The sequence below is a fragment of the Pseudidiomarina aquimaris genome (genome assembly GCF_003987395.1).
In the GTDB taxonomy this organism is placed as follows: domain Bacteria; phylum Pseudomonadota; class Gammaproteobacteria; order Enterobacterales; family Alteromonadaceae; genus Pseudidiomarina; species Pseudidiomarina aquimaris.
Window position 1 is genome coordinate 1 of the sequence record NZ_PIPT01000008.1, and the last position, 13403, is coordinate 13403.

A 13403-nucleotide genomic window follows, 5' to 3' on the forward strand; every position below is an offset into this window, starting at 1 on the left:
ATCTTTTGCCAAATCTAGTCCGATTCTGGTTACAATACTCACCTGTGTCTCCTCCAGCATGTAAATGATCACGTATCATTTTGGCACATTGCGATGCCGTATTGTTGGAGGAGACCATTACATCGGGCTACGCTTACTTGTTTAAGCGATTTTCGATTAGAGAATCTACCACACTTGGATCGGCGAGCGTAGAAGTATCGCCAAGATTTTCAAACTCATTGGCAGCAATCTTGCGCAAGATCCGACGCATGATTTTACCCGAGCGAGTTTTCGGCAAATCCGGCGCCCAGTGAATAAAGTCTGGCGTCGCAATCGGGCTCAATTCTTTGCGCACCCATTCGCGCACTTCTTTAGTCAAGTCATCGCTAACTTCGGTGCCCGACATGGCAATCAGATACACATAGATACCTTGGCCTTTCAAGTCATGTGGGTAGCCGACCACAGCCGCTTCTGAAATAGCTGGATGCTCAACCAGTACGCTCTCAATTTCAGCAGTGCCTAGGCGGTGTCCGGAAACGTTGAGTACGTCATCGACTCGACCGGTGATCCAGAAATAATCGTCTTCATCGCGGCGCGCGCCATCGCCTGAGAAATACAAATTCTTGTAGGCTGAGAAATAGGTCTGCTCAAAACGCTCATGGTCACCCCATAGCGTGCGTGACTGACCCGGCCATGAATCTTTGATCACCAGGTTACCATCGACCGCACCCTCGAGTTCATTTCCGTCAGCGTCGACCAGCGCAGGCTGCACGCCGAAGAATGGACGCGTCGCTGAGCCTGGTTTCAGGTCAGTTGCACCCGGTAATGGCGTGATCATGATGCCGCCGGTTTCCGTCTGCCACCAAGTATCGACAATCGGACAACGGCTATCGCCCATCACCTTGTAATACCACTCCCAAGCTTCAGGGTTGATCGGCTCGCCCACCGAACCCAACGTGCGTAGCGACTTGCGTGAACTGGTATCGGCAGCAGCCGTGCCTTTCGCCATCAACGCACGAATGGCCGTCGGTGCTGTGTAAAGAATATTCACACCGTGCTTGTCGACCACCTCACCAATACGACCCACACCTGGGTAAGTCGGCAAACCTTCGAATACCAACGTCGTTGCACCGTTCGCGAGCGGACCATAAACGATATACGTATGACCGGTGATCCAGCCCACGTCCGCGGCACACCAGTAAACATCTTCTTCATGGTAGTCAAACACATACTCATGGGTCATCGATGCCCACACCATATAACCACCGGTAGTATGCAATACGCCCTTTGGCTTACCTGTTGAGCCCGAGGTATATAGAATAAACAGCGGGTCTTCCGCATTCATGACTTCTGGCTGACATTCAGTAGCAACGTCCTTCACTAACTGATCCCACCAAATATCACGTTGCTCATCGAACGCCACGTCGCCATGGGTAACCTTCGCTACCACAACATGTTCAACCGACGGACAACGATTGTCTTTTAGTGCTTCGTCGACGTTGGCTTTCAACGGCGTGGTTTTACCGCCACGACGACCTTCATCGGAGGTGATCACCACCTTCACACCACAGTCGTTGACACGATCTGCGATAGCGTTAGGTGAGAAGCCACCAAAAATCACCGTATGCACCGCGCCAATGCGCGCACATGCCAGCATGGCATAGGCCGCTTCAGGCACCATTGGCATGTAAATCGCTACGCGGTCGCCCTTCTCTACACCAAGCTTCTTCAAACCATTGGCAAAACGCGACACTTCCGCATGCAGTTGCTTATAGCTGATCTCTTCACTCACTGAAGGATCATCGCCCTCCCAGATAATCGCCGTTTTGTCACCACGCTCCGCTAAGTGACGGTCGACACAGTTGTAGCAGGCATTCAACGTGCCATCTTCAAACCATTTAATGGTGATATCGCCCGGCTTGAAGCTGGTATTCTTTACTTTGCTATACGGACTAAACCAGTCAATACGCTGGCCTTGCTCGCGCCAAAAACCTTCAGGGTCCTCAACACTCTGCTGATACATTTCAAGATAACGATCATTGTCGATGTGCGCACGGCTCTTCGCTTCCGCCGGCACTTTGTATACGTTCTGCTGCATAAAACCTCCTAAATTCGTGCGCTGCGCTACTCGCTGTTTGGGTAGCCCGTGGTTCTACCACGGGTCACACCTGCCATTTTGACCATTTTCGTCGAGTTCGAGGCTCCCCGTGGTAGAACCACGGGCTACGAATAACGAATAACGAATAACGAACAACGAATAACGTTTTTTGTATGGCTATACCTTCAGTTATTGCGGCGCTGGGGACCATTAGACCATAGTCTAGATTGATTATTTGCCCCAACCATTCGATGCTTTTCTGCACTAAATCGTTGTTCGCTATTCGATGTTTGTTTAAACCTTTTTCTTTTCGAACAACGAACATCAAACATCAAACAACGCTTTTTTCTTTAACAAGGAGCACCGCAATGCTGCCAAAAACACTAACTAAATCGCTGCTTGCCAGTGCCGTAGTAGGCGCAATCGCCATGACACCGGCTCATGCTGCTGACCCCGAATGGAGTTTCAGCGGTTATATTAAACTTGATGCCTTCATGTCAGATTATCAAGACGGCACCGCACCTTCCAGCGGCTTTATTGGTCGTCAATTTTATATTCCGAGCACCACTCCAGTCGGTGGAAACGGTGACGACGTAGTGACCGATGTGCATGCGCGCCAGTCGCGCTTTTTCTTTGACGTCAGCCAAGATCTTGATAACGGAGAAACGGTCAAAGCACGCATCGAGCTGGACTTTTTGACTGTTCCAGTCGGTGACGAACGCATCACCAACTCGTATGCGCCGCGCTTACGCCAAGCCTACTTCACCTATGGTAACTGGTTGGTGGGTCAGGCGTGGTCAAACTTCCAAAACTTGAGCATCTTGCCTGAATCAGTCGACTTTATCGGCGCTACCGATGGCATCATCTTCGCCCGTCAGCCACAAATTCGCTACACCCAAGGTGGCTTCAGTGTCTCGGCAGAGAACCCAGAAACCACAGTGACACCATTCGGTGGTGGTGGCCGCATCACTTCGAGTGACGGCGTGGTACCTGATTTAACAGCTAAATACGTCGGTAAGTCGGGAGATTTATCGTACAGCATCGCCGGTTTAGTGCGCCAGCTTGCACATGATGTGGATGGCGATGGCAGCGACGAAACCGCTTCGGGTTATGGCATTTCCGTCGGGGCAAAATGGCAGCTCGGTAAAAATGACATTCGGGCGTCGTTCCAAACCGGTTCGGGCTTCGGTCGTTACTTAGGTTTGAATACCTTTAACGCAGCAGTTGTCGATGCCAATGGCGATTTGGAAACCATCGATTCGTCAGGGATCACTCTTGCGTATCGTCATATGTGGAGCGAAAAGGCGCGCTCGAACTTCGTTTATAGTCGCGGCTGGGCCGATAACGACACCGCACTGACCGGCGTAAGTGTGACCGAATACACTCAACGCATCGGCGCGAACTACATGTACTCGCCAGCGAAAAATCTTACTTTCGGTGCGGAACTTTCACGCGCGACACGTGAGACTGAGGCTGGTGTCGATGGCGATATGACCCGTCTACAGTTCATGGCCATGTACAGCTTCTAAAAAACGTTGCTCGATGTTTGCTGTTCGCTGTTTGTTCAAACCTTTTGTTTTTCGAACAGCGAACATCAAATAGCAAACAACGCGTTTAGAGGTCTTCCAGCGGGACTGGGCGGCCGAAGTAAAAACCTTGCAGAAAATTACACCCCAACTCCGTCACAAACTCCGCCTGCTGCGGCGTCTCGATGCCCTCTGCTAGCACTGCAAAATTCAAACTCTGTGCAATCTTGATCACACTTTCAATAAGCACCCTATCGCCCTTATGATGGCGAATCCCAGCGATGAAACTGCGATCGATCTTCACCACATCAAGCGGCAAACGTTTCAAGTAACTTAAACTTGAAAAACCCGTACCAAAGTCATCTAAAGCGATGCTCAAACCATGCTTACGCAACATTTCGAGACGCTCGATGGCATACTGGCTGCCTTCTAACAGAATACTTTCGGTTAACTCGAGTTCGAGCCAGGCACCGCGACAGCCGGTTTCGGCTAGGGTATCCAAAACGAAATCGACAAAGTTAGCGCGATTGAAGTGTAGAGCAGAAATATTCACGGACATTCGCAACTTAGGTTCGCGTTGCTGCAGCTTGATGGCGTCCTCACACGCCCGCTTAAAGACCCACTCGCTAAGCGGAATAATTTGCCCGGTCATTTCTGCTACTGGGATAAATTCATCAGGCGCAATAAAGCTGCCGTCAGACTGTGGCCAACGCAACAGCGCCTCCACTTGCACAACGTGCTGATCATTACTACGCACAATCGGCTGGTAATGCAGTTCAAGCTCGTCGTTATCAATCGCCTCTTGCAAGTTACTGCGCATCGATGAGGTCGAAATAAGGCGTTTCGCCATATTCGGCTCGTATTCGAGCACGTAGTTATAACCGAGCTTCTTGGCTTGGTGCATGGCCATATCCGCACGCTGGATCAGCTCTAACGGGGTCCGCACATCCGGGGTTTGGTGCGCGACGCCAATGGTCGCCGTCAGATAAACCTTGTTATCTCCGACGCGATATGGCTGTGCAACGAGGCTCATAATATCTTCGGCTAAGTTTTTTACGCGCTCTGGGAAGGTCGTTGCACCATCGAGCACCAAAATAAATTCGTCACTGGCAAAGCGCGCGAGCTCACTGCGGCGCGGCTGCTCGCTCTCCAGCCGTTCAGCCAGCTGATTTAGTATTTCATCACCGACATGCAGGCCAAGGCTGTCATTAATCAAGGTAAAGCCGTCGAGATCGATAAAGAGTACTGTGACATCTTTGGTCTCGTAGAACTTGGTCCCGATATACTGCTCAATGCTCGAGCGGTTCCACAATCCAGTCAGTGCATCATGGTGCGCTTGATAAAATAACTGTCGTCCTTGAACCTCCAGTGATACGTTACGTTCAACGGCAAGCACTACAAGCAACACCAGTCCGATACCACCGACAATTATCAGCATCTGTAAGTTCGAGGTTTCTTGAAGGGTATCAAGTCGATACAGATACGCTTCGGTCGGGATGCCGGAACTGTAATACATGGACAGTGTACTGCTATAAAGCTTAATCGCTTTGTTTTCGAGGTAGTTTGCCGTCGGCTCGGTAACCCAAAAACCACCACGGTCCATCCAACGCCCCGGTCGCACGAGGGTATAGGTTTCGATATCTGAATCGACGGTGTTCATTACAGCAGTGCCAAGCATGGCCCGCACATCGAGTACCGCAAGTACCGAATAGAGACCACTATCACGCTGCCCCTCGGGATCGACGAAATCAATGGGTACGCGCACCACCAACTTGGCGGTCAAGTCTTTTACCGCAAACTCTGGTACTAAGATCTCAGTACTTTCGCTATTTCTGGCAAGACCTTTGAGGATCTCAGGGTCATTCATCATCGCTTCGTAATAGCTGTTACGTGATGGTTTTAACCGCTCGAACACCACACTTTTATCGGGTGCAATTAAAAACAATGCGTCGAGATAATTGATGTCCTTGAGGTAGGTGACAATATCGACTTCCATCAATTCTGAATGCTCACGCAAAGGATACATTTCCCAGCGCTGCCCCAAACGGTTGAATAACTCGATAATGCTCTCGCCAATGGCGGTCCGCGTTTGCTCCAACTGCTGCACCGCACGCTCGCCGTCAGAACGTAAATCGGCCATTTGGGTATGGAACATACCGATACCAAACACCATGACCGTCAATACCGCCAAAGTGGTGAAGTTTGCCGAGGTCGGCGATAACTTGGGCAACGGCCGCCGGCCACGGTAATGCGTCGCATAGCATGCAACACCTGCGAGCAATGCGGCGACACAGACCACTAAACTGCCGGTCGGGTGCTTGGCGAGCAGCGGCGATTTTAAGAACAGGTGCATCATCAAAAAAGCAAAGCCAATGCCGGCAAAGGCAAGACCATACCCCGCACTCGCCTGCAAAAACAGCTGCTGCCAAGGCTTGCGTTGCGTTGCTTCCGGAAAAAGACTCAAAAGGCTAACGGTAAGAGGCAAAAAGCCAAGATAGGCGAACCAGGGGATCTGTGCGTTAAACGTATCAAAGTAACTACCCGTGATGCCATCGAGAATGGCAATCGAACCCAGCAGAGCAAAAACCGCGGAGAGTCTTGCTGCAATTTGGCTCCGTCGAAAGTAACTGCGGAGCAACACGGCAAGGCCAAGACTTACCATCAAGACTTGAAACGACGAGCTAGTGGAATGGTAAAGCAGTTGTTGTGAGGGTTCTAAAATGCGATAAGCAAGTATCAGCACACCGGCGAAAAAAAGCGCCGTCGCCGTCACGAGTTGTAGAACAGCTCTAGCCTGTATGTCTGTGTTTATAATTTTCATCGGCCAGTAAGATACTTTTGGTTAACGTTACTGACTCATCTAAACACAAAATTTTTTATTTGGATAGCTTCTTTATTGAGGCCAATAGAGAGTCAATAGCGGCCAAGCTGCGCTGTTAGCTTAGGCGTAAAAGAATCCAAAAAAGTCGCATGCGGCCTGTGTTTCGACCGATGTGCCAACTTTTGCCACGAACATCAATGAGATCGGCATGAGTTAAGGTGGGGTTGCGCTTGAAATGGTCACAAATAGAGGAAATAGAGCGGAACCGAGAATCCGTACTTGGTTGCACGTAAGTCGAGACAGCCTCGTTTCCGCGATACAGATAGACTTTCCGTGTTTTCTTCCTTGGCGCCATGAGTTTATCTTGTTCCGTTGTTCGTTATTCGTTGTTCGTTGTTCGTTATTCGTTTTTCGTTATTTGGTCCAATGAGTTTACATTGTAAATGTTGTGAATTACATACTTTACTGTGAAGAATTTGCGTAGCGCAGAAACGGCTTATGAAGCATTTAAGCACAGGCACTTAGCTACGGGTATATGACATATGACAGGGGTTGGAAGGATTTCGCCTACTTCGTCGGACAATTAAACGACAAAAGTTGTATCTTTTGCGTTAAAAAACCAAGACATTTGCTACCCAGGGATTATACTAGTCACGACTTATTCATTTGGAAAAACAAAAATATATAGGGATATTCAGCTATGCTTATCATCACACGTAAAGCCGGTGAGTCACTGAAAATTGGTGACGACGTAACAATCAACATCGCCGAAGTTCGTGGCACTCAAGTCAAAATTCAGATTGAAGCGCCTCGTGAAGTACCCGTACATCGCGAAGAAGTGTTCTTTCGCATTCAACGCGAGCAAAACAAAGAGTTTTCTGACGTTTAACCCTTTGGGTAAACCCTAACGCATATGTTGCCAGATGAGATCGTTGATTTCGCCGTCGCTCGGCTGGTAGTCGGTCGGCGCATTGAGCAGCAGTTCGCGCAAGTCGTCAATTCGAAAGTTTTGGCAAGCGTCGTTCAGTTGCTCAAGTAATGCGTCCATCTGCTGCCAACTCAATGCCTGCTCGTGCGCACGACAAATGCGCGGATGATCACAGTCGGTAACATTGTCGCCAATGAGTAGCTCTTCATAAAGCTTCTCGCCGGGGCGTAAACCGGTGTAGGTTATCTCGATATCGCCATGCGGGTGTTTGTTGGAGCGCACTTCAAGACCACTCAAGTGAATCATCTTACGGGCCATATCAACAATTTTCACCGGCTCGCCCATATCAAGCACGAATACCGCTCCAGAATCGCCCATGGTACCCGCTTGAATCACCAGCTGTGCAGCTTCAGGGATGGTCATAAAATAGCGCGTGATATCAGGATGCGTGACGGTCACCGGCCCGCCCTGCTCGATTTGACGCTTGAATAGCGGTACCACCGAACCAGATGAGCCGAGTACGTTACCAAAGCGCACCATACAGAACCGGGTGTTGCCTTGCGCCGCCTTGGTGCGCTCCGCTAAGCCTTGTAACACGAGCTCGGCAAGACGCTTGGTGGTACCCATCACATTGGTCGGACGCACCGCCTTGTCCGTTGAGATAAGCACGAATAACTCGACATTGGCCTTAAGTGCCGCCTCAGCCGTATGCCAGGTGCCGAAGACATTATTGCGCACGCCTTCGACCATATTGAACTCAACGAGAGGCACATGTTTATAAGCCGCAGCGTGATAGACCGTTTGCACATGGAACGACGTCATCACGGCCTCAATGCGGTTACGCCGCTGCACCGTACCAATAATCGGATAAATATCGATTTCAGGTAACTTGTGTTTGCTGATCAGCTCCCGCAACTCTTTTTCAATACTGTACAGGCCAAACTCCGACAATTCATAAAGAATCAGCGCTTTCGGCTTTTGTAGGATAATCTGCCGACACAGCTCAGAGCCAATAGAGCCCCCAGCACCAGTGACGAGCACCACTTTACCTTTGATGTGTTTCTGCATCAGCGCCGGATCAGGTTCAACTGGGTCGCGTCCGAGTAAATCCTCGATGCGGACGTCTTGCAGCTGATCAATGGTCATGTCGCCATTCACCATATCGGCCATGCCTGGCACTGTGAGCACCTTCACGTTCAGCGTTTCAAGCGATTCAAGGATTGCCTTGCGCGTCGCTCTCGAGGCACTCGGTAAGGCGAGCAATATACGTTCAATCCCTTGTTTCTTAACGGTACGTTCCACTTCACTTGGCTCAATCACCGGGATGCCCAGCAACATCGCGCTTTGCAGCGTTTTGTCGTCATCTACGAACACTACGGGGGCAAATTCTTCACCATTCGTTAAAGCTTGCGCAAGTTGACGCCCCGCCGAGCCAGCACCGTAGATCATCACCGGCGTTTTTTTGCGGCTCACCAAACGATGATAGATCTCACGCATCGCGAAACGACTGCCGCCAACAATAAGTAGCGCCGTCAGCCCGTAATTCACGATGCCAGTCGCTGGCAGGTTAATCTTAAATGCGTAAGCTAATGCCGCGAGGAGTAGCGTCGAAATGAATGCACCGGTGAAAACCACAATGAACGCCCGTACCGAAACATAGCGCACCACCGCTCGATACAACCCCAACTTCACGAACACTGCGATTGAACCGATGATTAAATAACTGTAGACACTCAGCCAACTCACCAGATTCTCTGGAATGACCGTGTCTTTACTCAGTAACATCGCCAATAGCAAAGCGATGGTCACCGCCAAGATATCGACAATAACGCTAATCGCACGCTTTGCTGGCCGTGGAAGTTGTAGAAGTGAGGTTAACAGTTTCACGTTGGCTTACATCCGAGTAATGGGCGGTACTTGAGTTCGCATGAGCCTTGGGCTTGGCTGCGAACTGTTCCTTAGTTGTGGTCAGTATAACTTTGCCTCGCTGACGCAGCAAGAGATCACGCTTAAGTGTTACGAAAGAGTACAAAAAAATTGTTTGTATTCACCCTCTCGCGTGTTATCTTTTTGTTTGCTTCGTGTAAAGCATGATGGAAAGACCGCGAAAGAAGGACCTTGGCACTATGAAATTCTTATTAATACTGTGTGCAGGCGTAGCACTTGTAACCGCCATTTGGACCGCCAATATCTTTGTCTGGCTCTTTGTTGCGCTGGGGATAATCTGCGCCTTGTCGTTAGGCGTTATTCAGCACCACCGTGAACTTTCCAGCTTGATTGGCAGCGCCTTTTTTATTGCCGCGGGCTTCACCGCTTTGCACGCACGTATCACCACCATGGCAACAGACACGCTGGAACCACAAGTCACCACTTTCGCCGCCCCCGTTGCCTTAGTCCTGCTCTCCTGCTTATTATTCTGTATTGCGATGGTTGAACGCAGCGCGGTCAACGCCGCCGAGCTCTCGGGTAAACTGCGCGCCGGTCGGAGTTTGTAAGCGTCGCGAACAAGGGACGAGCGTGTCAGCCGTAGAGGACGAGTGTGCCAGCCGTAGGAGAAGAGTGTGCCATCGATAGGAGAAGTCATTCATCACGGCGCCTTTAATGGCGTTACCGGTTCGTGCCACGAGCTCTTCCTGAGCGCCAACGACTCGGTGCTAATCGATTGTGGCTTGTTCCAGGGCGAAGAAGCTGCTGGTTCTGGGTCTTCGGGTTCTTTTGAATCGTCTGGGTCGGCCGGTGCTCCAGAAATTGGGTTTTCGTTAGCCAATGTCCGCGCGCTTATCGTCACCCATTGCCACATTGACCACGTCGGTCGTATCCCTTATTTATTAATCGCCGGCTTTCGCGGGCCAATTTACTGCACTCGCGCCACCGCAATGTTGCTCCCGTTAGTCATCGAGGACGCCTTGCGTTTAGGACTCACCCGCGACAAGGCCTTGATTGCCTCGGTATTGGAGCTTTTGCAGTCTTTGTTAGTGCCGGTTGAATATGATGCGTGGACTGATTTGACGAAGCTAATCGGGGCGGATAGTGGTGCTGGGGCTGCTGGTGCTGTTGGCAAGAATGGTCCGGCATCGCTGCGACTGAGATTACGTCAGGCCGGGCATATATTAGGTTCCGCCTATGCTGAATTTGACTGGCCCGAACGTAGCAAAGCACTTGCGGCGACAAACACGACTGACAACACCCCTGCCGACGCCGCGAAAGCTGACAGTTACCGCATCGTCTTTTCTGGTGACATCGGCTGCCGAAATACGCCATTACTACCCGACCCTACCCCCTTAGAGCGCGCCGACGTACTCTATTTGGAAAGCACTTATGGCGACCGCCTGCATGAATCGCGCGCCGATCGCGAAGAACGCTTACGAGGTGTCATCGAACACTGCGTTGCCGACGGCGGGGCCGTATTAATTCCAGCTTTCAGTATCGGTCGCACGCAAGAATTGTTGTACGAGATCGAAGACATCATCGCCACACACGGTAGCTTTTGGCCCAAGATCACCGTCATCTTGGACTCGCCCATGGCAACCGCATTTACCAAGCTCTACCAACAACTGAACGACCATTGGGACGCCGAAGCACTAGCGCGTAACCTTGCAGGTCGTAACCCGCTCGACTTCAGTCGTTTGCACGTTGTTGAAAGCCACGCCGACCATGAACATATCGTGAACTTCCTACGCACCTCAGGAGAACCCTGCATCGTCATTGCAGCAAGTGGCATGTGCGCCGGCGGTCGCATGGTGAATTATTTACAAGCTCTTCTACCCGACCCGCGCACCGACGTCGTCTTTGTCGGCTACCAAGCCGAGGGTACCCCGGGCCGCGACATCCAGCGCTATGGCCCAGAAGGCGGCTACGTCGAACTCGAAGGCGAGCGCATTACCATCCGCGCCGGCGTTCACACCCTCGGCGGCTACTCCGCCCACGCCGACCAAGCCGAACTCCTCGACTTCGTCCTGCAAGCCTCACATATCGGCCGCGTACGCCTTATTCACGGCGCTCCCAGCGCTCAACGCGCACTCACCCACGCACTCCGCCAACACCACATCACCACCCCCTAACCCCTTTAGCACCTAGGGCAGACGTCCCCCCACCCCCACTTGCATTAGAGAGGGCAGCCCTCCCTTCTGACACAGTTTTGCTATTGACCTCTGCCCTCACGCTGCAAAAAGGTTAATGTAACCAGCGGCACGACAATCAACATGGCGCCAAGATAGAACCGCAGCTCGGGTTGCTCCGCGAAAAACACCATCCCTACAAGCACTGCGCCAATCAAGCCAGTGTATTCAGCACTTGACACCACACTGCTCTGGGCGGCGCGATAGGCAAAGACGCAGGTCGCCGCGTAGATCAATACAAACACGCTGGAGCCGAAGGCCAACAGCGCCATACTCCATGACCACGTAGCACCTTCAATCCACGCCCCAAGCGCCGCCAATGGGAGTGCCAAAAGCGTTGTGTAATAGAGCGTTTCAACCACGCCATGCTGGGCAGGAAGCTTTTTGATTAGCAGGTTATTAATCGCTAACGACAGTGCTACGACCAACGCTGCGAGAGCGAAGCCGTTCATTTCCGTAGGATTTACAATCACCAATACGCCCACAAGCCCTAAGCCAGAAGCAATAAAGGACGCCAGCGACGCGCGCTCACTAAACAGCAGCACCGCCAGCACCACGGTAATCAGCGGCGCAGCGTAAAAAACCGCATTCGCAGTCGCCAGCGGCAACGTCGTCAACGAAATCACCATGCACAGCGAACTGACCAACCACACATGTGCGCGGACCCAATGCCATCGTGTATGTGTCGGTTTCAGGGGCTTTTTCAGTAGAACCATTAGCGGCATAAGCACAACTAACGCACTGATTAAGCGCAAGAAAGCAAACTGAAACGGCGCGTCATGACTGCCGACCAGCTTGATCAGCGAGTCAGACAAAATCGCCACATTGTTGCCGAACACTAGCATGATAACTGCTTGAATTACCGAACGATCCATTGCCACCTCTGTTGAGTTTGAAGGCGGCATTTTACTTTCGTTATTGCATTACATAAAATGATATAAATTTTACGTTATATGAGATTTATAGATACCAATGACCACGCCATTTCGCGCGATACATTACTTCACTGAAGTCGCTAAATCAGGTAGCTTCTCGACTGCAGCGGAGCGTCTTTTTGTGACACAGAGCGCGGTCAGCCATCAAGTCAAACTGCTTGAAGAACACCTAGGGCAGCCCTTATTTATTCGACGCGGAAGACACCTACTTCTGACCGCAGTCGGGCGAAGCTTTATCGATAAGATCCAAACACCTATCGAGACCATACAATTGGCCACAAGAAGCATTCGCAAAGGCACCGAAGGCCCGCTGCGCCTAGCGTTATTCGGTTCGTTAGCAGTGAAGTGGCTCATTCCGGCGATAGATGAATTTCGAGAGCGGTTTCCCAATGTCGAGTTAAGCTTGCAAATTCTAACCCGCGACGGAGACTTCGACAGTAGCATTGCCGATTGCTTCATAACCACCCGTCCGCCGAAGTCCGGCTTCGTGAGCTGTCATTTGTACGACGAGACACTGAAGCCCTATTGTGCGCCGCGCCTGTGGGAAGAGTTGAGCAAAATATCCGATTTTCGCGAGCTTGCGAAATATCCATTATTGTCGGCAGCTTCAACGTTTTCTGTCGCTGAGCCGGGCCGCGATTGGCAAGAATGGTTTGCCGCCGGTGGCGCTGGTGATGGGGTTCCCGAAGGTACCCGTGTGCATCATTTTAGTCATTTATTGCTAGCAGCTGAGGCCGCGAAATATGGGCAAGGCATCGCGCTTTTGAATGAGTTCTTAACGACCGAGCGTGAACGCCAAAACGAACTGTTTGAACTGCCTTTTCACGGCATTAGAACTGCCGATAGCTTTTACTTTATTTACCCTGAAGCCTTTCGTGATAGCCCCTCCCACGAAGCGCTCCGCGACTGGCTCAGCTCCCTCTGCAAAGGCCACCCCCTCAGCTAGCCTCCCGCGGGGCAGAGGTCCCCGCCTCCCTGCTGGCATGAGAGAGGGCAGC

The 13403-nt window shown here is 51.3% G+C and carries 9 protein-coding genes; 5 read left to right on the forward strand and 4 right to left on the reverse strand.

Going from position 1 to position 13403, the window contains the following annotated elements; genetic code table 11:
* Nucleotides 1–133: 133 nt before the first annotated feature.
* A complete protein-coding gene (gene acs / locus CWE21_RS10330) occupies nucleotides 134–2077 on the reverse strand; it encodes an acetate--CoA ligase (protein WP_126834369.1) in 1944 nt (647 codons plus the stop codon).
* Between the two features lie 368 nt (nucleotides 2078–2445).
* Between acs and CWE21_RS10335 the strand changes: the two genes are divergently transcribed.
* Nucleotides 2446–3606, forward strand: a complete 1161-nt coding sequence (locus CWE21_RS10335) for a DcaP family trimeric outer membrane transporter (RefSeq protein WP_126834370.1) — start codon at nucleotides 2446–2448, stop codon at nucleotides 3604–3606.
* 85 nt (nucleotides 3607–3691) lie between these two features.
* Here the strand turns inward: CWE21_RS10335 and CWE21_RS10340 are convergent, their stop codons facing one another.
* The gene (locus CWE21_RS10340) at nucleotides 3692–6376 is read right to left on the reverse strand and encodes a putative bifunctional diguanylate cyclase/phosphodiesterase (RefSeq protein WP_198675109.1); all 2685 of its coding nucleotides are present in this window, start codon (nucleotides 6374–6376) and stop codon (nucleotides 3692–3694) included.
* 748 nt (nucleotides 6377–7124) lie between these two features.
* Between CWE21_RS10340 and csrA the strand changes: the two genes are divergently transcribed.
* Entirely contained in the window at nucleotides 7125–7313 is a 189-nt protein-coding gene (csrA, locus tag CWE21_RS10345; RefSeq protein WP_126834372.1) for a carbon storage regulator CsrA, read from the forward strand.
* Between the two features lie 15 nt (nucleotides 7314–7328).
* Here csrA and CWE21_RS10350 read toward each other — a convergent pair whose 3' ends face one another.
* On the reverse strand, nucleotides 7329–9239 hold the full coding sequence (locus CWE21_RS10350) for a nucleoside-diphosphate sugar epimerase/dehydratase (RefSeq protein WP_241970279.1): 1911 nt from the start codon (nucleotides 9237–9239) through the stop codon (nucleotides 7329–7331).
* Between the two features lie 239 nt (nucleotides 9240–9478).
* On the opposite strand from CWE21_RS10350, the gene CWE21_RS10355 reads away from it, so the two are divergent.
* Together CWE21_RS10355 and CWE21_RS10360 are read left to right on the forward strand one after the other, a co-directional pair.
* Complete coding sequence (locus CWE21_RS10355; protein ID WP_126834373.1) at nucleotides 9479–9847, forward strand: hypothetical protein; 369 nt, start codon at nucleotides 9479–9481, stop codon at nucleotides 9845–9847.
* Nucleotides 9848–9913: 66 nt separating this feature from the next.
* On the forward strand, nucleotides 9914–11413 hold the full coding sequence (locus CWE21_RS10360) for an MBL fold metallo-hydrolase RNA specificity domain-containing protein (protein WP_241970280.1): 1500 nt from the start codon (nucleotides 9914–9916) through the stop codon (nucleotides 11411–11413).
* Between the two features lie 80 nt (nucleotides 11414–11493).
* Here the strand turns inward: CWE21_RS10360 and CWE21_RS10365 are convergent, their stop codons facing one another.
* Nucleotides 11494–12345: a DMT family transporter gene (locus CWE21_RS10365; protein ID WP_126834374.1), complete on the reverse strand. Its 852-nt coding sequence runs from the start codon at nucleotides 12343–12345 to the stop codon at nucleotides 11494–11496.
* Nucleotides 12346–12442: 97 nt separating this feature from the next.
* Here CWE21_RS10365 and CWE21_RS10370 point away from each other — a divergent pair, with 97 nt between their 5' ends.
* A complete protein-coding gene (locus CWE21_RS10370; RefSeq protein WP_126834375.1) occupies nucleotides 12443–13351 on the forward strand; it encodes a LysR substrate-binding domain-containing protein in 909 nt (302 codons plus the stop codon).
* The last annotated feature ends 52 nt before the right edge of the window (nucleotides 13352–13403 follow it).